19 protein-coding genes are annotated in these 21,539 nt (G+C 70.6%); 15 read left to right on the top strand and 4 right to left on the bottom strand.

Translation table 11 applies throughout. The features are described 5' to 3' along the window. Positions 1–218: 218 nt before the first annotated feature. The 14 genes from AB0I49_RS03560 (at position 219) to AB0I49_RS03495 (ending at position 15,041) form a co-directional block, all read left to right on the top strand. Positions 219–1,181: an NADP-dependent oxidoreductase gene (locus tag AB0I49_RS03560; protein ID WP_363225150.1), complete on the top strand. Its 963-nt coding sequence runs from the start codon at positions 219–221 to the stop codon at positions 1,179–1,181. Next, a complete protein-coding gene (locus AB0I49_RS03555) occupies positions 1,178–2,788 on the top strand; it encodes a bifunctional 3-(3-hydroxy-phenyl)propionate/3-hydroxycinnamic acid hydroxylase (protein ID WP_363225149.1) in 1,611 nt (536 codons plus the stop codon). The genes AB0I49_RS03560 and AB0I49_RS03555 overlap by 4 nt, the downstream gene beginning before the upstream one ends. Before the next feature lie 429 nt (positions 2,789–3,217). Next, complete coding sequence (locus tag AB0I49_RS03550) at positions 3,218–3,457, top strand: chaplin (RefSeq protein WP_363225148.1); 240 nt, start codon at positions 3,218–3,220, stop codon at positions 3,455–3,457. 578 nt (positions 3,458–4,035) lie between these two features. Then, on the top strand, positions 4,036–4,341 hold the full coding sequence (locus AB0I49_RS03545; RefSeq protein ID WP_363225147.1) for a hypothetical protein: 306 nt from the start codon (positions 4,036–4,038) through the stop codon (positions 4,339–4,341). 219 nt (positions 4,342–4,560) lie between these two features. Next, on the top strand, positions 4,561–5,847 hold the full coding sequence (locus AB0I49_RS03540; protein ID WP_363225146.1) for an acyl-CoA dehydrogenase family protein: 1,287 nt from the start codon (positions 4,561–4,563) through the stop codon (positions 5,845–5,847). Between the two features lie 140 nt (positions 5,848–5,987). Further along, positions 5,988–6,953: an OB-fold domain-containing protein gene (locus AB0I49_RS03535; RefSeq protein WP_363225433.1), complete on the top strand. Its 966-nt coding sequence runs from the start codon at positions 5,988–5,990 to the stop codon at positions 6,951–6,953. Position 6,954: 1 nt separating this feature from the next. Continuing rightward, the gene (locus AB0I49_RS03530) at positions 6,955–8,022 is read left to right on the top strand and encodes an acyl-CoA dehydrogenase family protein (RefSeq protein WP_363225145.1); all 1,068 of its coding nucleotides are present in this window, start codon (positions 6,955–6,957) and stop codon (positions 8,020–8,022) included. A gap of 95 nt (positions 8,023–8,117) precedes the next feature. Continuing rightward, positions 8,118–8,537: a MaoC family dehydratase gene (locus tag AB0I49_RS03525; protein WP_363225144.1), complete on the top strand. Its 420-nt coding sequence runs from the start codon at positions 8,118–8,120 to the stop codon at positions 8,535–8,537. Further along, positions 8,534–9,700: a lipid-transfer protein gene (locus AB0I49_RS03520; protein ID WP_363225142.1), complete on the top strand. Its 1,167-nt coding sequence runs from the start codon at positions 8,534–8,536 to the stop codon at positions 9,698–9,700. Before AB0I49_RS03525 ends, AB0I49_RS03520 begins: the two co-directional genes overlap by 4 nt. 119 nt (positions 9,701–9,819) lie before the next feature. Next, entirely contained in the window at positions 9,820–10,953 is a 1,134-nt protein-coding gene (locus AB0I49_RS03515; RefSeq protein ID WP_363225140.1) for a glycoside hydrolase domain-containing protein, read from the top strand. 330 nt (positions 10,954–11,283) lie between these two features. Continuing rightward, a complete protein-coding gene (locus AB0I49_RS03510; protein ID WP_030892764.1) occupies positions 11,284–11,814 on the top strand; it encodes a SigE family RNA polymerase sigma factor in 531 nt (176 codons plus the stop codon). A 309-nt stretch (positions 11,815–12,123) separates the two neighbouring features. Further along, positions 12,124–13,113 carry an MEDS domain-containing protein gene (locus tag AB0I49_RS03505; protein WP_363225139.1) on the top strand — a complete coding sequence of 330 codons (990 nt, stop codon included), beginning with the start codon at positions 12,124–12,126 and terminating at the stop codon, positions 13,111–13,113. Beyond that, a complete protein-coding gene (locus AB0I49_RS03500) occupies positions 13,110–13,643 on the top strand; it encodes an ATP-binding protein (RefSeq protein WP_363225138.1) in 534 nt (177 codons plus the stop codon). The genes AB0I49_RS03505 and AB0I49_RS03500 overlap by 4 nt, the downstream gene beginning before the upstream one ends. A gap of 195 nt (positions 13,644–13,838) precedes the next feature. Then, the gene (locus tag AB0I49_RS03495; protein WP_363225137.1) at positions 13,839–15,041 is read left to right on the top strand and encodes a serine hydrolase domain-containing protein; all 1,203 of its coding nucleotides are present in this window, start codon (positions 13,839–13,841) and stop codon (positions 15,039–15,041) included. A gap of 1,316 nt (positions 15,042–16,357) precedes the next feature. On the opposite strand, the gene AB0I49_RS03490 is transcribed toward AB0I49_RS03495, so the two are convergent. The 3 genes from AB0I49_RS03490 to AB0I49_RS03480 form a co-directional block, all read right to left on the bottom strand. Continuing rightward, positions 16,358–16,588: an Rmf/CrpP fold protein gene (locus AB0I49_RS03490; RefSeq protein ID WP_363225136.1), complete on the bottom strand. Its 231-nt coding sequence runs from the start codon at positions 16,586–16,588 to the stop codon at positions 16,358–16,360. Next, the gene (locus tag AB0I49_RS03485; protein WP_363225135.1) at positions 16,546–18,711 is read right to left on the bottom strand and encodes a phage minor capsid protein; all 2,166 of its coding nucleotides are present in this window, start codon (positions 18,709–18,711) and stop codon (positions 16,546–16,548) included. The genes AB0I49_RS03490 and AB0I49_RS03485 overlap by 43 nt, the downstream gene beginning before the upstream one ends. Before the next feature lie 531 nt (positions 18,712–19,242). Continuing rightward, positions 19,243–20,559 carry a phage capsid protein gene (locus tag AB0I49_RS03480; RefSeq protein ID WP_363225134.1) on the bottom strand — a complete coding sequence of 439 codons (1,317 nt, stop codon included), beginning with the start codon at positions 20,557–20,559 and terminating at the stop codon, positions 19,243–19,245. A 209-nt stretch (positions 20,560–20,768) separates the two neighbouring features. Here AB0I49_RS03480 and AB0I49_RS03475 point away from each other — a divergent pair, with 209 nt between their 5' ends. Next, positions 20,769–21,149, top strand: a complete 381-nt coding sequence (locus AB0I49_RS03475; RefSeq protein ID WP_363225133.1) for a hypothetical protein — start codon at positions 20,769–20,771, stop codon at positions 21,147–21,149. On the opposite strand, the gene AB0I49_RS03470 is transcribed toward AB0I49_RS03475, so the two are convergent. Further along, positions 21,131–21,538 (bottom strand): hypothetical protein, encoded by a 408-nt coding sequence (locus AB0I49_RS03470; protein WP_363225132.1) that lies wholly within the window; start codon positions 21,536–21,538, stop codon positions 21,131–21,133. The two genes, AB0I49_RS03475 and AB0I49_RS03470, sit on opposite strands and share 19 nt — an antisense overlap. Position 21,539 lies beyond the last annotated feature (1 nt).

Genomic DNA, 21,539 nt, shown 5'->3' with positions numbered 1-21,539 from the left:
ACGTCCTGGTGATTGCGCCCGGCGCAATGCCTGAGTGCAAAGTATGCACTGGACATCATTCCACCGGCGTTTGAGACTGAATCACCGACTAATACCGACCAGTTGCGTGCCTACGGGACCAACGGCGAGTACCGGCCGACCGGCCGACTGGCCCGCTCAGCGGCAAGAGGCGGCAAGAGGCAGCAGGAAGCAGCAGGAAGCGACAGGAGTGGACAGCCATGCCCAGGACCGTCCGACCGACTGCCTTCGGCACACCGGAAGTTCTTGAGATCGCGCAGACTCCCGTGCCTCTCCCGGCCACCGACGGAGTCGTCGTACGCGTACGCGCGGCCGGGGTCAACCCCATCGACTGGAAGCTCTACAGCGGTGCCTTCCACACCGTGGACGACAAGCACAAGGACTCCGCCGGTGTCGCCGGCGCGCTTCCGCGACTCGGGTTGGAGTGCGCGGGAGTCGTCACGGCGACGGGCCCGGAGGCGAGCGGGGCCCGGGTCGGCGACGAGGTCATCGTCTACCCGGCCACCGGCGCCTACGCCGATTACGTCGCCGCGCCCGTCACCTCGCTGATCCCCAAACCGCCCGGTCTGCCCTGGTGCGAAGCCGGGGCGCTGATGCTCGCCGGCACCACGGCGGCGCACGCCCTGCACGCCACCGCCGTGGAAGAGGGCGACACCGTGCTCGTGCACGGCGGCTCCGGCGGGGTGGGGCTGATGGCCGTACAACTGGCCGCCGACCTCGGCGCGACGGTGCTCGCCACCGCCGCCGAACGCAACCACGAGCTGCTCCGCGGCCTCGGGGCCATTCCCGTGAGGTACGGGGCCGGGCTGCTGGACCGCGTACGGGCCGCCGCGCCCGATGGCGTCACCGCCGCGGTCGACTGCGTCGGCACCGACGAAGCCCTCGACACGTCAGTGCAATTGGTGGCCGATCGGCGACGCATCGCCTCGATCACCGGCACCGACCGCCGCGCGGCCGCCGGCATCAAGGTCATCGGCAACGGACCGGGGCAGGACGCGGGTGTCGACGTCCGGCGCGCCGCCCGCGCCGGGCTGGCGGAGCGGGCGGGCCAGGGCGGGCTGCGGGTGCTGATCGACGCGGTCCACCCCCTGGAGGAGGCGGCGCGGGCGCACCGGGCCGGGATCGACGGGCACGCCCCCGGCAAGCTGGTGCTGGTCCCGTGACCAGGGACGATGAGCGAGATACCGGCCAGGGGGCCGAACCGTCGGCAGACTTCGCCGTGGTCGGCTGCGGTCCGGTCGGGCTGACGCTCGCCGCGCTGCTGGGAAAGGCCGGGCATTCGGTCGTACTCCTCGAACGCTATCCCGGTCCGTACGGGCTGCCCCGCGCCGCCGGTTTCGACGGCGAAATCATGCGCGCGCTGGCGGGGTTGGGGCTGGCCGGGGAACTGCTGCCCACGCTGTACGCGCAAGAGGCGTACGAATGGCGGAACGGCTCCGGTGAACTGCTGATCCGGCAGGAGTGCCGGGCCGTCGGCGACAGCGGCTGGGCGGACATCTACATGTTCGACCAGCCGGCTCTGGAGAACGCGCTGCATTCCCTGTGCGCGTCCCTGCCGACCGTGGACATTCGTCTCGGCACCACCGTCGTCGGACTGTCCCAGGACCGCGCCCGAGTCGAGGTGAAAACCGCCAACGGGCCGGACGTCAAGGCCCGTTACGTTATCGGCTGCGACGGCGGCAACAGCTTCGTCCGGCAGGCCCTCGGCATCGAGCAGGACGATCTCGGCTTCGCCGAACCCTGGCTGGTCTGCGATTTCGCGCTGCGTCGCCCCGCGGCCGAACTCGGCCTGCCCCGAATGCTGCAACTCGGCGACCCCGCCGGCCCGACCACCGTCATCACCACTGGCCCCAAGCGGCAGCGGTTCACCTTCATGCTCGACGAATCCATGCTCGACGCCTCTACGGCCGACGATCTCGACGCCTCCACGGCTGACGATACGGATGCCTTCGGTCGGGAACGCTCGGAGGACAAGGTGTGGGAGCGGGTGCGCCCCTATCTCGCCCGCGTCGACGCCGACCTCTTACGCGTTGCCACGTACACCTTCCGGTCGCTTATCGCGCGGCGGTGGCGGTACGGGCGGGTGCTGCTCGCCGGTGACGCCGCCCATCAAATGCCGCCGTTCCTGGGCCAGGGAATGTGTTCGGGGATACGCGACGCGCTCAATATCGCCTTCAAGGCCGACCTGCTGATGCGCGGAATTCAGGGGCCCGAAGTGCTCGACACCTACCAGAGCGAACGCGAACCGCATGTGCGCGCCGTGATGGGGACGAGCATCGAGCTGGGCCGTCAGCACACCGTGCGGGACCCCGTGCTGGCCGCCGAACGCGACGCGCGGCTTCTGGCCCGGCGCGCCGCGTTGCGTGAGCCCGACCACATCCAGCTGCCGGATCTCGGCCCCGGCCTGCTCGGCCGGGGCGGAGGCACCCTCTCGCGGCAGGGGCGGGTCGGCGACGGCGGGAGGACGGGGCTTCTCGACGACTTCATCGGCGGAGGATTCCGTCTCCTCGCCGCCGAACAGGCCCTTTCCGCGCTGGACTTGTACGCGCTCGAACGTGCTGGTGTCACCGTCGTCGGCATCGGCTCGGCGCCCTCGAATAACGTTCTGGCCGACTCCGACGGCACGCTCCGGCGGTGGTTCGCCGAACTGGGCGCGACCGCCGTGGCCGTACGCCCCGACAACTACGTCTTCGCCGCAGGGCCCGACGCCATGACCGTAGCGGGGGAATTGCTGGCCCTTCTCACACCCGACGGCCGGACCGGAACCTGAGGGGCCCGCCGGCAAGAGCCACGTCCGCGACAGCCCCGCGCGCCGAATGCTGGCCCCCCCCGAATGCTGGCCCCCCGAATCCCGGCCGCCCAAATCCCGGCCGCCCGAATCCCGTCCGCCGGCGTGATAAGTCGGATCGTCGTCCGGGCGGCCGAATTCTGGGCCGATGGTGTGCGGATAGCGGGACGGCGGCATGACCGTGCGTGGACGGGGGCAGGTCTGGGCCGGGCCGGTGTCCGTACGCGGTATCGGCGGGGGGAGGAAGCGAACCATTGATCGCCTGGCGTTGGTTCGTGCCGCTCCGCCGCCCATTTCATTAATCCCTTTGGGGGTAAACCCGCGTGGCGATGCCCTGTTGGAGGAGATCTGAGGTGTTAAGCATCGAGGCTGTTCACCAACACGTTGTGACACGTATGGAAAGGGAATGCCATGTCGCGTATCGCCAAGGCCGCCATCCTGACGGCTGCCGCCGGAGCCGCTGTTTCCGGTGCCGCGGGGGTCGCCTCTGCCGACGCCGGTGCCGCGGGCGGGGCCGTCGGTTCGCCGGGTGTCATCTCCGGGAACCAGCTGCAGGTGCCGATTCACCTCCCCGTGAACGTCTGCGGCAACTCGATCAACATCATCGGTCTGCTCAACCCCGCTTTTGGCAACACCTGCGTCAACAAGTAATACCAGCGGAATAGGCAGCGCCTTCGTCGATAAGCAGCACCTGCTTCACGGCACGAAACCGCGCACTCCTCGCGCTTGTGGCGCCCACCACGACTGTGGTGGGCGCCACTCGTCGTTTCAGCGCGCTGTCGCGTGGCGGCCCTTGTGCGGGCCCGAACTCGGGCGTGCCCGCCGACGCGGGCCGCGCGGCGCGGAGAGACCATGCGGTCGGTGGAGGCCGCGCGGTCGGTGGAGGGGTGGAGGCCACGCAGCCACGCTCGTACGCGCGTTCGTTGAAGAGACGTTGAAGACAGGGCGTGCGATGGCTCCATCCCACTATTGGCCGAAAGTACGTCTGAACGCTTTTCCGCAGGTGGGACTAGGGATGCGGGCGCGCCAGGAGGGGCGTGCGAAGGGTTGGGGGCGCAGTTGAGGTTTGACGCGCGTTCATTCCCCTTGCGAGCGAATTGGGCCGTGTGAGGTGTTCCGCCGGGGACCCGGTGGGCAACTCTGGGGTCGCGACGTCGTACCCCGCCGAGGCAGTCGGCCAACCGCCTGGCGCTACCAAGCAGCAGTTGCACATTCCTGGAGGAATTGACATGGCAAGCACCCGCACCACCCGCGTACTCGCTGCTGTCGCCGCTCTCCCGCTGGCCGCGGCGTTCTTCACCGGTGTCGCCCACGCGGACAACGGCGCCCTTGCCGGCAAGGGTTCGAACTCGGCGGTCGCCGGTGTCGTGGGCAGCGGCGTCGGGGGCAACAACCTCGGCAACTCCACCACGACCCAGCAGGTCGCCACGGGCGCCGGCGCGTCCAACCAGAACAACAACGCGAGCGTCAACGGCTCCGCCTTCACGGCGATCGACCAGGACAACACCACCGTCAATTTCACCAAGCTGTGGTGAGCCGATGACTCGATGAGAGTCGAGAGAGCGGTCGAGGTCTGACGGTCGCGCGGCGGCACTCCGGTGCTTCCGCGCGGCCGCCTTTTTGTGCGACCGCCTTTGTGCACTGGAGCCGTTTTGTGTGCGGGCGGGGCCCGCCGGTGCACGGACCTTGACAGGCGTCAGGAATCTGACGGACAGTCAGAAATCCTGATTCCCGCCCAGCGGAGGTCCGCGCCCGTGCACCTCGCCCCCACCCCCGCCCAGCAGCGGCTGCGCGCCGAACTCCGCGCGTACTTCCGCGACCTGCTGCCTTCCGGCGGCCCGCCCGACGATCCCGCCGAGCAGCGCCGGCTGCTGCGGCGCATCGGCGCCGACGGCCTGCTCGGCATCGGCTGGCCCAAGGAGTACGGCGGCCAAGGGCGCGGCCCGGACGAGCAGTTCGTCTTCTTCGACGAGGCGTACCGGGCGGGCGCGCCCGTCTCGATGGTCACGCTCAACACCGTCGGCCCGACCCTGATGAAGTACGGGACTCCGCGCCAGAAGGAGTACTTCCTGCCGCGCATCCTGCGGGGCGAGACCGTCTTCGCGATCGGCTACACCGAGCCGGACGCGGGCACCGACCTCGCCTCGCTGCGGACCAGGGCCGTCCGGGACGGCGAGGACTGGCTCATCGACGGCACCAAGGTCTTCACCAGCAACGCCCAGAACGCGGACTGGATCTGGCTCGCCTGCCGTACGGACCCCGAGGCGGCGAAGCACAAGGGCATCTCCATCATCCTTGTGCCGACCGACGACCCCGGCTTCTCCTGGACCCCCATCGAGACGGTCGGCGGGCTCACCACCACCGCGACCTACTACGACGCGGTCCGGGTGCCCGCCGCGAACCTCGTCGGCGAGGAGAACGCCGGCTGGGGCCTGATCACCAACCAGCTCAACCACGAGCGCGTCGCGCTGGCCGCCATCGGTTCGCAGGCCGAGGACTTCTACGCGGCGGCCCTCGCCCACGCCCGTACGACCGACCCCGACACCGGCCGCCGCCCCGCCGACGAGCCCTGGGTCCGGGCCCGCCTCGCGGAGGCGCACGCCCGGCTGGCCGCGACGCGGCTGCTCAACTGGCGGCTCGTCGACGACGTCGGCGCGGGCACGCTGAGCCCCGGTGACGCGAGCGGGGTGAAGTTCCTGGGGACCGAGAGCACGGTGGAGGTGTACCGGATGTGCCAGGAGGTGGTCGGGGAGGCCGGGCTGATACGGGCCGGGTCGCCGGGCGCGTTCGGCGGCGGGGGCGGCCCCGGCGCCGACGGCGAACTGGAGCGGATGAACCGCGCCGCGCAGATCAACACCTTCGGCGGCGGAGTGAGCGAGGTGCAGCGCGAAATCCTCGCCATGATGCGGCTCGGCATGCGGAAGGGATCGGCCCGGCGGGAGCGGCGGCCGGCCGACCGTACGAAAGCGGGGCCGGGCTCGGGGCCGGGTGCGGGCTCGGGGGCGGATGCGCGCGGCGGGCGGCGGGGAGGCGAGCGGTGACGGCTGCGAAATCGGGGCCGGGCTCGGGTAAGGGCTCGGGTTCGGGCGGGAGCGCGGGGGCGGCCGGGGGCGTGCGTACGGAGGCGCGTACGGGCTCGGGTTCGGCCGCGGGGGCCGTTTCCGCGGGAGAGACGGACCCGCTGTACGAGCGGCTGCGGGCCTACGAAGGGCAGGCCGCCGCGAACTCCGGCGTCGGCAAGGACCCGGTCAACGAGCCCATGATCAGGCACTGGTGCGAGGCGATGGGCGACACGAGCTCCGCCTACCCCGCGACCGCGCCGGCCACGATGTTGCAGGTCTGGACGATGGGCGGGCTCTCGGGGAACGCCGGGCGGACGGGCGTGTACGACGAGCTGTTCGCGCTCCTGGAGGACGCCGGTTACACCTCGATCGTCGCCACCGACTGCGAGCAGGAGTACGTCCGCCCGCTGCGCCCCGGCGACCGGGTGACCTTCGACGCGACGATCGAGTCCGTGTCGCCGCGCAAGACGACCAAGCTGGGCACGGGGTACTTCGTCACGACGCGCATGGACGTGCGCGTCGACGGCGAGCCGGTGGGGAACCACCGTTTCCGCATCCTCAAGTACGCCCCGGCGGCGAAGCGTCCGGGCAAGGGGACGGGGACGGGGGCGGGGGCGGGGGCAGCGCAGGCACCGCGGCCCCGGCCCGTCGTCAACCGCGACAACGCCGGGTTCTGGGAGGGCGTCGCGGACGGCAAGCTGCTCATCCAGCGCTGCGATGCCTGCGCGACGCCGCGTTTTCCCTGGCTGCCGGGGTGCGGGAGCTGTGGTTCGCCGAGGTGGACGCCGTTCGAGGCGTCCGGCGCGGGCACCGTGTTCTCGTACGTCGTCATGCATCACCCGCCCTTCCCGGCCTTCGATCCGCCGTACGCGGTCGGGCTGATCGAGCTGGCGGAGGGGGTGCGGATGATCAGCAACGTGACCGGGGTGCCGTACGACAAGGTGCGCATCGGGATGCCGGTGGAGCTGGAGTTCCTGCGGGTGGACGCGGAGTTGACCCTTCCGGTCTTCCGGGCGACGGGCGTCTCCGATGAAGGCGCCTCGGACAGTCCCGGCGACGCGGCCGTGCCCGGAAAGGGGGCCTGACATGGACTTCACCCCCACGCCGGAGCAGCTGGCCGCGCGCGATCTGGCCGCGTCGATCTTCGGCGACCTGTCGACCCACGAGCGGCTGAAGGCCGCCGGCACGGGGTGCGACCCCGAGCTGTGGAAGACCCTGTGCGCGTCCGGGCTGCCGGGCGCCGTGGAGGAGGTCGGCCTGCTCGGGCTCGTTCTGCTGCTGGAGGAGCAGGGGCGGACGACGGCGCAGGTCCCGTACGCGGCGACCTGCGCGTACGGGCTGCTGCCGGTCGCCGCGCACGGCACGGACGAGCAGCGGGCGCGGCTGCTGCCGGGGCTGCGGGACGGGACGCTCGTGGCGACCGGGGCGTTCCCGCCGCGTACGGCGACGGCGATACGGGACGCCTCCTGCGACGCCGAGGGCGGCTGGCGGCTCACCGGGGTCTTCCCCGCCGTGCCCTGGCTGCGCGAGGCGACGCATGTGCTCGTACCGGCCCGGCTGCCGGACGGCGAGACCGGATGCTTCCTGGCGGAGGTGGGCGCGGCGCGGCCCGTGGAGCCCGTGGAGCTCACCGCGCCCTGGTCGGCCGGGCGGCTGACCCTGGCCGCGACCCCCGCCGAGCGGCTCGGCGACGCGGACGCCTGCGGGGCCGTGCTGGCGGCGGCCCGTACCGCCTTCGCCGGGCTCCAGGCCGGGGTGTGCGCCGGGTCGCTGGCGCGGGCGGTCGAATACACCACGGCGCGCGAGCAGTTCGGGCGGCCGCTCGCCGCCAACCAGGGTGTGATGCTGCGGGCCGCCGACGCCTATATGGACACCGAGGCGATACGGGTGACCGCCTACGAAGCGGCCTGGCGCCACGACGAGGGCCTCCCCGCCCGTACGCACGCGCTCACCGCCGCGTGGTGGGCGGCGGAAGCGGGGAAGCGCGTCGTGCACGCGGGGCAGCATCTGCACGGCGGCATGGGCGCGGACCTCGACCACCCCGTGCACCGGCACTTCCTCTGGGGCCGCCAGCTCGACGCCTATCTGGGCTCGGCCCCCGAACTCCTCGCCGAACTGGGCGAGTCGCTGACTGACGAGCGGGAGGCGGCGTGAACAGCCGGGAGAGCCGGGGGAGCCGGGGGAGCGTAGAGAGTCGAGAGAGCCGGGGGAGCGTAGAGAGCCGAGAGGGCCGAGAGAGGGGGCCGCAGGTGCGTTCCGGCGATCCGCTGCCCGAGCTGCGCATCCCCATCACGCGCACCCTCATCGTCGCGGGCGCCATCGCGTCCCGCGACTACCAGGACGTGCACCACGACGCCGAGGCGGCGAAGGAGAAGGGCTCCCCGGACATCTTCATGAACATCCTCACCACCAACGGCCTGGTCGGCCGCTATCTCACCGACTTCTTCGGGCCGGACGCCGTCCTGCGGAAGGTCGCGATCCGGCTCGGCGCGCCGAACTATCCGGGGGACGAGATGGTGCTGACCGGCGAGGTGACGGAGGTGGCCGGGGAGGCCGTGTCGGTGGCGGTGCGCGGCCGGAACGGGATCGGCCATCACGTCACCGGCACCGCGACCGTACTCCTGCCCGGCTCCGGCGACGTCCGTGACCGCGACGGGGGTGCCGCATGAGCGCGCGCGGGGCCGACACGCTCGGCGGAAAGGCGGCTGTCGTCGGTATCGGCGCGACCGAGTTCTCCAAGGACTCCGGGCGCAGCGAGCTGACCCTCGCCGCCGAGGCCGTACGGGCGGCCCTGGCGGACGCCGGGCTGACGGCGGCCGACGTGGACGGGATGGTCACCTTCACCATGGACACCAGCCCCGAGATCACCGTGGCGCAGGCCGCCGGCATCGGGGAGCTGTCCTTCTTCTCGCGCGTGCACTACGGCGGCGGCGCGGCCTGCGCGACCGTGCAGCAGGCGGCGCTCGCCATCGCGTCGGGCGTCGCGGAGGTCGTCGTCAGCTACCGGGCGTTCAACGAGCGGTCCGGTCGCCGCTTCGGCTCCGGGGTGCAGCGGCGCGAGCCGTCGGCGGAGGGCGCGGCGCTCGGCTGGGCGCTGCCGTTCGGGCTGCTCACCCCGGCCTCCTGGGTCGCGATGACCGCTCAGCGGTACCTGCATACGTACGGGCTGTCCCCCGACGTCTTCGGCCAGGTCGCCGTGGTCGACCGCCGGCACGCCGCCCGGAACCCGGCCGCGTACTTCTACGGCAAACCGATCACGCTCGCCGAGCACGCGGCCTCGCGCTGGATCGTCGAACCGCTGCGGCTGCTGGACTGCTGCCAGGAGACGGACGGCGGCCAGGCGATCGTGGTGACCAGCGTCGAGCGCGCCCGCGACCTGCCGAACCCGCCTGCCGTCATCACCGCCGCCGCCCAGGGTGCGGGCCGCGGCCAGGAGCAGATGACCAGCTTCTACCGCGACGAGCTGACCGGGCTGCCGGAGATGGGGGTGGTGGCGCGGCAGCTGTGGCGTACGAGCGGACTGGCGCCCGGCGACATCGACGTGGGCATCCTCTACGACCACTTCGCCCCGTTCGTGCTGATGCAGCTGGAGGAGTTCGGCTTCTGCGGGCCGGGGGAGGGGGCGGAGTTCGTGGCCGCCGGCGAGCTGCCGCTCAACACGCACGGCGGCCAGCTCGGCGAGGCGTATCTGCACGGCATGAACGGCATCGCGGAGGCGGTGCGCCAGCTCCGCGGCACCTCGGTCAATCAGGTGCCGGGGGCGGCGCGCGCACTGGTCACGGCGGGGACGGGCGTTCCCACGTCCGGCTTGCTTCTCGGGGCAGACGGCTGAACGCGCGGCGTCTCGGCGCGCGGTGACCGTGTGTCGGCACTTTCACTCGGCGTATGAACCGACTGATCTCACAGAGCCGACTGATCTCACAGAGCCGGCTGATCGCATGGAGCCGACTGATGTCACAGAGCCGGCTGAACCGGCTGGATCGGCTGAACCGGCTGGATTGGCTGAACCGACGGGACCGGGTGGACCGGGTGGACCGGCTGGGCCGGCCGCGGCTGCGGAAGAGCCTCACCGGGTACGCGGCCGCGCTCACGGCCACGGTCGTCTCGCTCGCCGGAGTCGTGGGCGTGCAGCCCGCCTCGGCGGAGGGCGCGGGCACGGCGGTGGGCGGCGCCGCGGGGCACGCGGTGCGCAGCGCACCGGCCGACGACCCCTACGCCGACCCCGAGCCGGACGCGGATGCCGCGGACATCGCGGCCGACATCGGCACGGGGGCCGACGACGAGGAGAGGGGGGCCGGCACGGAGCGTACGGGCACGGGCAGGACGTCCCCCGCCCGTACGACCACGGGCGACCCGCGCGCCGCGGGCGCCTCCGTCTTCGAGGGCCGGGCCTTCGACACCTGCCACGCCCCGTCGCTGAGCACGATGCGCGCGTGGCGCTCCTCCCCGTACGGCGCCGTCGGCATCTACTTCGGGGGCCGCGGCCGGGCCTGCCCGAACCAGCCGTACCTCGGCCCCGGCTGGGTGCGCGGCGCCCGCGCCATGGGCTGGCAGGTGCTGCCCCTGTACGTCGGCTCGCAGTCGCGGTGCGTCACGAACACCCGCAAGAAGCACGTACGCATCGGCTCCCGGCCCTGGACGCAGGGCAAGGCCGAGGGGCGGGACGCGGTGCGCCGGGCAAAGGCGATGGCGATGTCGGCGCGCAGCGCGCTCTACCTGGACATGGAGGCGTACAACTTCCACAACAAGGGGTGCGCCCGCTCGACCCTCGCGTTCATCCGGGGCTGGAGCAACGCGGTCCGCGCCCTCGGGTACCTGCCCGGCTACTACAGCAGCGCCGACACGGGCGTACGGCACCTGGAGGCCGCGCGGCGGGCCGGGGTGAACGACCTTCCCGACGCGATGTGGTTCGCCCGCTGGCACATGGGGCCGTCGATCGACAAGGAGCGGTCGCTGGCCAGAGGCGCCTGGCAGCCGCACCGCAGGATCCACCAGTACGCGGGGGACGTGACCGAGACCCACGGCGGCCGGCGGATGAGCATCGACCGGAACGCGGTGGACGCTCCGGTGGCGGTCATCAAGTGATCGCGTCGGAGGACATCGAACCGGATCTCGTATCGGACATCGAATGATGTCCGTCTGTCATCCGATGGGGGCTTGCGCGCGTCATCCAAGGCAGGGGACCGGACGGGGACGAGGGCGGGGGCGTACGGGCCGGTGACGCGGCGCGGGCGCCGCCCAGCGGGCGGAGGGAGCGGTCGGGGCCCGGAGGCTCGGGGTGCGCACCCTGACGAACCCTGATCGCTCTCCCCCTGGAGGAGGTGGGGAAACCCCGACCAGTACGACCTGAGAGGGATCGTTCTTCGGCACCTTCGGGCGATCCGCCGCGCACCGGTGCGCTTTTAGCGTTGAGCCATGACCACGCCTGTGTGCACGAGCGCATCCACTGCCGTGTTCCCGTCGTTCTCGTCGTACGTACGGGCCCGCGGACCGGTGCTGCTGCGCACCGCCCGCTCGCTGACCTCGAACCCGTGCGACGCCGAGGACCTTCTCCAGACGGCGCTGGCCAAGACCTACCTGGCCTGGGAACGCATCGAGGACCACCGGGCGCTGGACGGCTACGTCCGGCGGGCCCTGGTGAACACGCGGACCTCGCAGTGGCGCAAGCGGCGGGTCGACGAGTTCTCCTGCGACGACCTGCCGGAGCGCGAGACGGCGCCGGCGCCGGACCCGGCCGAGCAGCAGGTGCTGCGCGACGCGATGTGGCGGGCGGTGCGCAAGCTGCCGGAGCGGCAGCGGGCGATGGTCGTCCTCCGGTATTACGAGGACCTGACGGAGGCGCAGACGGCCGAGCTGCTCGGGGTGTCCGTGGGCACGGTCAAGAGCGCGGTGTCGCGGGCGCTGGGGAAGCTGCGGGAGGACCCGGAGCTGGTGAAGGCGGCGTGACGCCCGGAGTCGGTGTAGGCGGCGTGACGTCGGGAGCTGGTGTAGGCGGCGTGACGTCCGGAGCCGGTGAAGGCGGCGTGACGTCCGGGGCTGCGGGTGAGTGGCGGGGCTGCGGCCGACGGTCCGAGCATTTTGCGGTGCTCGGCGACCGATAACGAACAGACACGGACCGTTCCCGGTGCCTTCCGACCCGCTTCAGGACAGTTGTAGGCGCTCTTGAGGTCATCGGCCTGTCATCCCATTCCCACTGAGTAACCTCCGCGTAATCGGCCGCCGGACGGCGCCACCTACGGAAGAGGGCGAAGGCGGATGGCTGCCTGGGACACGGAAAGCACCGGCGTGATCCCCGTGCAGCGGATGCGGCCCGGGGACCACGCCTTCGTGAGCTACGAGGACGACGAGACCGCGTGGGGCGTGCTGGCCGCGTTCGCACGGACGGGGCTGACGCGGGGCGAGAGGGTGATGCTCTTCCCGGCGCCCGGAGTGCCCGATAGCGAGGTCCTCGACCGCCTGGACTCCTGGGGCCCGGCCGCGGCGGCGGCGCGGAGGAGGGGCCAGCTCGTGCTCAGCAGCATGCGGTCGCTGATCCTCCCGCACCGGACGTTCACGCCGGAGCGCCAGTGGGAGGGCATCACGAGAGAGACCGAGCGAGCTGTACGCGACGGCTACCAGGGGTTTCGTGCGTACATCGACATGCACTGGGTGGCGGACCTCGGCGCGGACATCGAGACGATGATCTACCGCGAGACGCACGCGGACCATCTGTTCGACACCGCCCCGTACAGCGAGATCTGCGCGTACGACCGCCGGGTGTTCAGCAGGGAGGTGCTGGACGCGATGGCCGGGGCGCACCCCAGAAACCTGCTGGAACGCCTCGGATCGCTGCACACGGAGTACGCCGGCGGCGTGGCGCGGCTGGCCGGGGACGCGGATCTGGCGACGCGCGCGGCGTTCACGGCCGCGCTGAAGGCGGCGATGGCGCGTACGCCGGCCGCCGGCCGGCTGGTCGTGGACCTCACGGATCTGCACTTCCTCAGCGTGGGATGCGCCGCCGACCTGCTGCTCGCGGCGGGAGGGGCCGTCGAAGGGAGGCGGACGGAGGTGCGGTGCGATGCCTTTCAGGCTCGTACGCTGCGCAGGCTCGGCGCGGATTCCCTGCGCGGGCTGGTGCTGGCGGAGGTGTTGGACGAGGCGGAGAAGCGGGCGGGGGTGCCGGTGGTGGGCCCGGTGACGGACGGGCGGATGCGGGGTGCGGCCGAAGGGCCGGGCGAGGGGTCGGCTCAAGGGAGGCAGCCATGAGGTCCGATCCTTACGATCTCTCCGGCGGCGACGGGGCCGAGGAGTGGCTGTTGGAGTGCGTCTTCACCGGCGAGGACCTGCCGGGCCTGCGGGTGGCCGTGGGCGAGTGCGCGGCGTGGGCGGGGCTCACGGAACCGCGCTGGGGCGAGTTCGTCCTGGCCGTCAACGAGATCGCCTCCAACGCGGTCGAGCACGGCGGCGGCCGCGGCTGCCTGACGCTGCGGCGCTGCCGCGGCGAGCTGGAGTGCCGCATCGCCGACGACGGCCCCGGCTTCCCGGAGTCCGTCATCCCCGAAATCCTTCCGGGGCTCGACGGCGCGCATACGGGCCGGGGGCTGTGGCTGGCGCGGATGGTGACCGACCGGCTGGTGATAGGGAGCGGGGCCGGTGGGGTCGGCGGAGCCGGAGGGGCCCAGGGGGCGGATGTGGTGAGCGCGGCGAATGCGACGGGCAATGGTGCGGATGCGGATGCGGATGCGGGTGTGAGTGCGGGTGTGGGTGCGGTGGTGACGCTGGCGATACGCATGTGACGCGAGGGGCGTTACGTGCGGTGGGTACGTCGGGTACATCGGGTACGTCCGGGACGCCCGTGCGGCAGGGGGCTACGTACACCCTGAATGGACGGGCTGGGGGGATGGTCCGGGCGGGTGTGGCGGCGGGAGGCTGGACGCACCGGCCCAGCGGCCCGTCGCCGCACGTCCCCCATCCCTTCCAGGAGAGCCCCCATGACCGACAGTTCACCCACCTCCCAGCGGTCCCGGCCCGGCGGCGTCCGCGCGACGTCGTGGTGGACCAGGCGGCGGAAGAGGGGCGCGCTGGCGGCCGTAGTGGCAGCCGGGCTGGCCGTGGGCACCACGCTGACCGTGGCGAGCGCGCAGTCGCGCGGCCCGGGGGACGGGGTGCGGCAGGGCCTGGACCGGCTGGTGCACGAGGACGGCTACCCCGCCGCCCTGGCCGCCACGGTCGGGCGGGACGGCCGTACGCACGACTACGCGGCGGGCGTCGCGGACCTGCGGACCGGGGCGAAGGCGCCGGTGGACGGGCGGGTACGGGCGGGGAGCAACACCAAGCCGTTCACCGCCACGGTGGTACTGCAACTGGTCGGGGAGGGAAAGATCGACCTGTCGGCGCCGGTCGAGAAGTACCTGCCGAAGCTCGTACGGGGCGAGGGCATCGACGGCCGCCGCATCACGGTGCGCCAGCTGTTGCAGCACACCAGCGGGCTGCCGGACTACACCCAGTTCATGGAGGCCCCGAACGGCAAGGGCCGGCACCTGTACGTACAGCCGCGCTCCATGCTCGACCTCGCGCTGGCCCACAAGGCGAACTTCGAACCCGGCAAGGGCTGGTCGTACAGCAACACCAACTACCTCGTGGCCGGCCTGATCATCGAGAAGACCACCGGCCGCCCGCTGGCCGAGGAGATCGACCACCGGGTCATCCGGCGCGCCGGGCTGCGCCACACCTACTTCCCGGGGGCGGGCGACGAGACCATTCGGGGCGCCCACCCCGAGGGCTACCTCGCCGCCAAGCCGGGGGCGAAGCTGGAGAACATCACGGAGACGGACCCCTCCGCGGCCTGGGCCGCCGGCCAACTGATCACCACTCCCAGCGACTTGAACCGCTTCTTCTCCTCGCTCCTCGGCGGCAAGCTCCTCAAGCCCGCGCAGTTGGCGCAGATGCGCACCACCGTGCCGGCGCCGGGCCTGTGGCCGGGCGCCCGGTACGGGCTCGGCCTGATCAGCACCCCGCTGAGCTGCGGCGGCCTGATGTGGGGCCACGGCGGCGACATCCCCGGCTACCACACGCTGGCGGGCGCCACGGACGCCGGCCGCGCGGCCGCGGTCGCCACGACGGCCGACGGCCCGCCGACCGAGCGCGGCCCCGCGAACGTCCAGAGCGTGGTGGAGACGGCCCTGTGCCGGTGACGCCTGCGGCCGGGTGGGGCGGATGGGGGGCGGGTGCTGGGCGGCTAGGGGTAGGTGCTGAGCGGTGCGTGCCGGGCGACGGAGTGGCGCGCGCCGGGACCCGGCAGTCCGGGAGGAGACGGGCCGCACTCCCGAGAGGTAGTGCCATACCCGCTGGTATGGCACCAGAATCAGCGGTACCTACTCGCGCGTAACCGGCTACCGGGAGGCCCCCCGATGCAGAGCACCATGCAGCTCAGGCGTCGAAGAAGGAGCGGGCTGCGACGGAAGTTTGGAGACTTCCGAGGCCGGAGATTTGATCTCAGCGGACGTCGCACCAGGATCGGCCGAGGAAATAGATTCAGACATGGATCTTCCTGATAGCAGATAGCAGTTATGCGGAAGTAAAGGCTGTGAGTCGAGGGAAAGGTGTTGAGAATGTGACTGCTGATGTCCCTATTTGGTTCGCGATCTTCGCTGGATATGGCTAGGGTGAGTGTGGTGTAGCCAGGCGGGGCCCTGTCACCGATTCGACGTCTAGGTGCCCTATGGTATGGCTAGTAAAGCAGAGGGCAAAGATGAGCGAAGAGTCGCCGAATTCCCTTGACGGGGAGCCGCCGCAGGGCCAGTCGGGCAGGTCGAATAAATTGGCTTGGTTCGCGGCCGTGGGGGTGTTTATCGGGCTGGCGACGCCGCTCATCCTGGGCCTTTTCGGAGATGACAAGGAAAAGGGGAAGGATAAGGGGGCGGGAAATAAGGCGATCTCGCAGCAGGAGATCAACATTTTCCCCTTGCCTCTCGATTCGGCGGAGCCTAAGTCGCATGGAGCGACGTCCGGGAAACCGCGGGATGGTCGTACGGATGATACGCCGGGCCTGTCGGACCCCACACCCCCGACATCCTTGGCATCTCCGTCAACCCCTGTAAAGCAAAAGAAGGGTATGCCCACTACAGATCCAGGCTGTAGCCCGGACGCGTTCTGCGCCTATCCGGATTCCGGCATGCCATCCCAAACGCGGGAGCTCAATTCCCGAAACCCGCTTGGTGAGGATGGGGGTAGTGGCCGTTTTTGCCCTAGAGTGAACGGTAATAAGATCGATCTCGCGACCCGGGACATCAACTTGGGTCCAGGGCGTCCTGTTCGTTCTTATGTGAACAAGAGTGGTCGTCGGCTCTACGGTTACGACGAAAACTTTGCCAAGGGGTCAGAGGTTGTAGTCGGTCCGTATGGGCAGAATAGTAATACGAGTAAATTTAGAAACGTGCGATACATCACTACCTGCCCTATGTGATGTTTTCGATTTGAATTGGTAGCGCTTTATTCTGATCGGGCGGGACTACTCGGCGGCCTCATCGTCGAGGGGGCGCGCCTTGGCGTAGCCGCGGACCCACGCGCTACGGCGTAGGTCACCCGGCGGGTACGGGCAGACAGTGACAGGCTGGCGGTCGCGGCCGGCTGCGGCGCCGGCATTGATCGCGCGGACGAGATCGCCTCGGGTCCCCACGGCTGGCCTCTCAGAGTCGGTTATGCCGGTCGTTGCGGCTCTTGCGGGCGGTATCTGCTGCATCGTTGCGCACGCCGGTGAGCTGCTCGGTGTACTCGGCAAGGGTGGTGCGTGGGTTGATCGGCCCACCAGCGTTTGAGGTCTTCGGAGGCGCGCGCGTAGGCGACGTGCAACGGGCCGGTTAACAGGGTGCGCGGGTCGACGCCCGCGGCCTCGGCCTCCCTGGTGAGCAGGTGGCCACGCAGCTCGGTCTCGGCCTGTAACCACTGTGCGTAGATGTGCTCGTGGTACATCTCGCGGACCTGCTCGTGGGTGTAGGCGGTGCGCTGAGATGCGGCGGCGTGTTCGCGCTCGGCGATCCATCGCTCGGTGGCGCTCATGCTGGCGTACGGATCGTCGAGAGCCAGGTGCTCCCACTCGTCGGGGGCGGCGGCCGGGGTGAGCTGTTCGTCGAGGGTGGCCCGGTCGGCGAGCTGTCCCTCGACGGTGTGCGCGCCGGCCGCGGTGGGCGGCGGGGCGGGCGGGTACCGGCGGTCGAGCTCGTCGGCGATCCGCTCGACATCGTGCTCGGTGCCGTAGCGGATGGCCCAGCCGAGGATGTCGTCGCCGAGGTGGGACAGGTCGGCGGCGAAGCGTCCGCCGGGGAACACCTCGGCGAGGAGCTGGCACCGGTCGGCCTCGGCCGCGAGGGCGGCGAGTTCGCCTCCGTCGGCGTGCCGGGCCCGCGCGGCGAGCTGCTGCTCGGACAGGCCGATCAGGTCCCGGCGGGCGCCGGGCATGGCGGCGTCGAGGTCGCGCCGGTCCATCTCGGCCATGACGCGCAACGTGTCGCCGTCGGGCAGGTGCGCGTACACGCGGGCGAGCTCGTCGTCGCTGAACTGCGCCAGATCCTTGCTGAGTCGGCCGCCGGGGCGGATGCGGGCGAGCAGGTCGTCGAGGCCGCGCCGGTCAGCCTCGGCCGCGATCCGGCCGCGGTCGCGCTCACCGAGCACACCGGGGCGCATTGCTGCGCCGAGCTGCTCGTCGCTCATCTCGGGCAGGGTGCGCGCGTCGCCGGAGCGCACGCGCGCAGCCTCGACGACATCGTGCGGCGGGCGCGGTGCGGTCGAGGGGAGGTTGCCCGCGCCGAGCTGCTCGCGCTCGCGCCGTCGGATGAGTTCGGGGTGGTCGGCGAGGTGGTCGCGCTGCTTCTTCTGCCAGGCGCGCACCTTGCCCTCGGGCGTGGTCGAGGCGGCGGCGCGGTTCTTCCACTTGCGTATGCCGCGCTCGATCGCGCGCTGACGCTGGCTGGCCTTGTACCCGTCCGGGTCCGTCGAGTGTTCGACGGGGGCGCGGGTGACGCCCGGCGGGTACGCCGAGAGGCTGTGCCGGCAATTGGGGTGCTGCAACCCGCGGGCCCGCGCCTCGTCGAGCGAGGCGACGATGTCCACGCGCACCGTGCGGCCGTCCTCGACCTCGACCGTACGGGCGCCGCCGGGCCCGTCGAGGGACAGCACCTTGCTCTCGAACGGCTTGCACAACGGGCATTCGTGCGGGGCGTTGGAGACGATGACCAGGTCGACGACGGCGGCGCGCAGCCGGTCGCCGTGCGCCTCGACCGCAGCCCGGCCGATGCCGGTACGTACAGCCATCACGGCGTACGACGTCATTGACCAGGCGCGGTCGGAGCGGTCGACGAACGAGCGGAGTCCGCGGTCGGCAAACCGCTCCATGGCGGTCTGCGTTGCCTGGCGGCGGGTGTCGACGCCGAGCAGCGGCGTGGCGGACACTTCGGCGACCACCTGTCGGTATCCGTCCTCGACGCCGCGGAGAATGCCGCGGTGCGTGGCGGTGACGCGGTCGATCGTCTCGTGCGCAAGACGGTCAACTGCGCGCGTGTTCGGCGTGGTTTCGGCGATCCGGCGCGCGTCGGCGTCGTGCAGTGCGCCCAGCTCGGCGAGTCCGGACCGGACCCCGACGCTGTACGCCTCGGCGATCACGTCGAACACGTCGAGCCGGGTCGCCTTGGCGAGTTCGTCGACGACCCCTTGCGCGCCGCGGCGAAGCGCCTGCACATCGGCGAGCTTGGCCGTGGCCCACCCTGCCGCGTCGTACCCGGCGGCGAGCTGACGTGCCACGATGCTGAGCAGGCGTTCCTCGGCATCGGAGTACAGATCAAGTACTCCGGCCGACAGATCCTCCACCATTCCAGGATGAATAGGGATAGTTCACCCCTTCATGGTGTGGCCAACTTAGATCTTGGCGGGAGTTGGCCCCTTGCCCAGGCTTGATCCATGAAGCGCCGAAGAAGCCTAGCCCCCTCGATCCCCTGTTGGCTCATGCGCCGGGAGGACGGCAAGCAGAGCATCAACTTCAACCCAGCGGACGGGCGTAGATTGGATCTGGAGTTCTCTTTGGACCTCGATGTTCTGCGCTACGTGCCGAGTACGGTGCGCGCGAAGCAGAGGGTTGTCGTGTACATCCGCGATGGGCAAGTGTCGTTCGTCAGAGGACCGGGGCAACGAGTTACAGGAAGGGTGCCCGCGAACTGTCAGTTTCACCAACGTTGGGCGGAGGCATACAAAGAAGCGCGGGCGATTGTCATGCGGAAACGTCTGCACATGTTGGGAGGGGCAACAGCGTCCTTTGGATTCGAAGAGCGCTTCCCGTCACAGAGCGTACGTACGGTATCCGGCGGGTTGCCCACGCTTGGACGCCGTAGCCGATAGCAGTTGGGGTCAGACGGCGGCGCCGGCCTGCATCGGGTCGGGCACGGCTTGCCCGGTCTCAACGAGGATGCGGTCGACCTCAGCTTGCACGCGGTCGTCGGGCCAGTCCGGGTGCAGGATGCGTACGCCGGTGTCGACGCTCGCGGCCTGGGCCTGGGTGAGCAGCGACAGGGTTTGCGCGACGCTGGTCGGGTCGTCGCTCACCGCGTCCCCGAAGGTGACACGAGGCCGCTCCGGCACGATGCCGCGCGAGAACAGGACCCGGTCGAGCATGAGCTGTACGTGCAAGATCTGGGCGAGTTCGGGGGCCCAGTAGCCAATCTTCTGCTTGCGGGTGGTCATGCTCTTGCGCTGCCGCGCCTTGACCTCGGTGGCGGTGATTGCACCGGTGTCCTCCATGCCGAATGTGGCGGCGGCGTAGCCGGCGGACTGTACGGCTTGCCGCATGATCCGGTCGCTGGTGCTCTCGTGCTCGGCGACCCGGATGGCGAACTGCGACAGGGTGATACCGGCGCCCTGCTCGGTGGGCGGGATGGTGAGGCCCTGCCAGATTTCCCGGTCGTCGTCGAAGCTCGCGCCGCGGCCGGGGCCGTGGTCGCGCAGGTACGTATCCGGCACGATCAGTCGGGCCCGCGCGAGGCGGATGTCGCGCATCCACGACGTCCACGTCTCATCGAGCGAATCCATGAGGTCGTAGATCGGTTCGTCGTAGTCGCTGCGCCCGAACGGACTGCCGCGGTGCAGTCGGCTCGGCAGGTTGGGCACGTAGACCGCGGTCAGCGCGTCGATGCCCGTCGCGATGGCATCGCCCTCGGTGCCGAGTGAGTCGGCGAGGCCGGCCGTGTCGGTGTGCTCGGTGAGCGGCACGCGGCGACCGAGCGAGTCGGACGTGCCTTGGTAGAGAGCGTGCAGGATGTATCCGCGCTCGTGCCGCTCCAGGTGGCGCCACACGGTCGAAGTGTCGCTGCCGTGCAGCTCGCGCCAGAACGTCACGGCGCGAAGGATGCCGTGCGCGAACTCGGGCGCGGCGCGGTCGGGCTGCATCACGGTGAGGAGCGGTCGGTCGACCAACTCGGTATCCCACGTGCAGAGCAGGTACGCACCGCCCAGAGCGGCGCAGACCTCAGCGGCCTCCAGCAGCGTATTCGTCGACCCGCTGGCCTCGGCGAGGTCGTCGAGGCGGGCTTGGGTAGCCGTGTCGTTCACGGCCAGGGCGAGCGGTTCGGAGAAGACGAGCGAGGCCGAAGCACTCGCGATGTCGCCAGCGAGGTGGACGTGCAACCGGCCGTCGGGCTTGCCCGGGTGGGCTGGTGGTGTCGCGCCCACAGGCCGCGCCGGTCGTCATCGCGGCGTTGCGTCCGGTGGCGGTAGACCTTGGCAAGCCGCTCGTGGCTTCCGCTGTACCAAGCGTCGTTGATCTTCATCGCGCGGTATGGCACGGAGAGGCGCGGCGGGGGCCACGGGGGCGCCGTTCTCGGACAGGGACATGATTCCTCCGTGGTGATCACTTAAGCACCGGGCGTATCTTGCGTCCCATGAGTGAACGGTGGGATGTGCGCAACGAGTTGAGTGGCAACGTTGAGGGGCCTGTTGTGCAGGCGGGGAGTGTCCACGGTGACGTGGTTTTCAACTCTTCATCTACAAGCGCTGACCAGGCCGCCTACGAAGCGGAAGCGCGATCCAGGACGCGGGCCGAGTGGGCTGCGGAGGACGCGGCGCGGGCGTATAGCGCAGCTCAGGAAGACAAGGAACGACGTTCAACTCGGCGTTATCGCTGGTTCTATTCGCTGGTGTTGTTCGTGTCGTTGGTCGGAGGTGTGTTGTGGGCCCGCGATGATGGCGGCTTTTGGTCTGCCGCGGTTCCGTTCTGCTTGGCAGGAATCGGCCTGAGCAATTCCTACATGAAGCGCCCCTGAACCGGGGCCGTCATGAGCAGGGGCCGCCACTTGTGCGCTGTCGAGTGGATGGCATAGCGCACTGCGTCGGCTGAGTGGTCGTCTACCCCCCCCCGCGGGGCGTCCTCGCCGCGTTCGGTGGCTTTGGGGTCCCAGCTGTAGCCGGGCAGTTCCCCGAGCAGTCCCTCGCACGACACATGTACGCGTAGGCGATCGGCCACGAGCAGGCTCGACACACTGCGTATCCCGTCGGCGACTTCGTTCGAGGCACACACAAGGCCGGGGTGTCCGTCCTGCCACAGCTGGGTTGAGAAGCTGGCCGCGCTCGGATCAATGAACGTCCATTCGGGGACGACACCGAGGTCGGCAGGCCACTGGCGTACGGCGGTGCTGTGCTGGGCGTCGGTCATG

Source organism: Streptomyces sp. NPDC050617 (assembly GCF_040654795.1).
Taxonomy (GTDB): Bacteria; Actinomycetota; Actinomycetes; order Streptomycetales; family Streptomycetaceae; genus Streptomyces.
This window is presented reverse-complemented; position numbering and strand designations above follow the sequence as displayed.

Excerpts from the sequence above, each read along its gene's own strand:
- AB0I49_RS03560 (WP_363225150.1), top strand. The coding sequence starts at position 219 with ATGCCCAGGACCGTCCGACCGACTGCCTTCGGCACACCGGAAGTTCTT.
- AB0I49_RS03490 (WP_363225136.1), bottom strand. The coding sequence starts at position 16,588 with ATGCAGCAGATACCGCCCGCAAGAGCCGCAACGACCGGCATAACCGAC.
- AB0I49_RS03505 (WP_363225139.1), top strand. The coding sequence starts at position 12,124 with ATGGCTGCCTGGGACACGGAAAGCACCGGCGTGATCCCCGTGCAGCGG.
- AB0I49_RS03485 (WP_363225135.1), bottom strand. The coding sequence starts at position 18,711 with ATGGTGGAGGATCTGTCGGCCGGAGTACTTGATCTGTACTCCGATGCC.
- AB0I49_RS03520 (WP_363225142.1), top strand. The coding sequence starts at position 8,534 with ATGAGCGCGCGCGGGGCCGACACGCTCGGCGGAAAGGCGGCTGTCGTC.
- AB0I49_RS03515 (WP_363225140.1), top strand. The coding sequence starts at position 9,820 with ATGTCACAGAGCCGGCTGAACCGGCTGGATCGGCTGAACCGGCTGGAT.
- AB0I49_RS03545 (WP_363225147.1), top strand. The coding sequence starts at position 4,036 with ATGGCAAGCACCCGCACCACCCGCGTACTCGCTGCTGTCGCCGCTCTC.
- AB0I49_RS03530 (WP_363225145.1), top strand. The coding sequence starts at position 6,955 with ATGGACTTCACCCCCACGCCGGAGCAGCTGGCCGCGCGCGATCTGGCC.
- AB0I49_RS03495 (WP_363225137.1), top strand. The coding sequence starts at position 13,839 with ATGACCGACAGTTCACCCACCTCCCAGCGGTCCCGGCCCGGCGGCGTC.
- AB0I49_RS03500 (WP_363225138.1), top strand. The coding sequence starts at position 13,110 with ATGAGGTCCGATCCTTACGATCTCTCCGGCGGCGACGGGGCCGAGGAG.
- AB0I49_RS03510 (WP_030892764.1), top strand. The coding sequence starts at position 11,284 with ATGACCACGCCTGTGTGCACGAGCGCATCCACTGCCGTGTTCCCGTCG.
- AB0I49_RS03475 (WP_363225133.1), top strand. The coding sequence starts at position 20,769 with ATGAGTGAACGGTGGGATGTGCGCAACGAGTTGAGTGGCAACGTTGAG.
- AB0I49_RS03550 (WP_363225148.1), top strand. The coding sequence starts at position 3,218 with ATGTCGCGTATCGCCAAGGCCGCCATCCTGACGGCTGCCGCCGGAGCC.
- AB0I49_RS03470 (WP_363225132.1), bottom strand. The coding sequence starts at position 21,538 with ATGACCGACGCCCAGCACAGCACCGCCGTACGCCAGTGGCCTGCCGAC.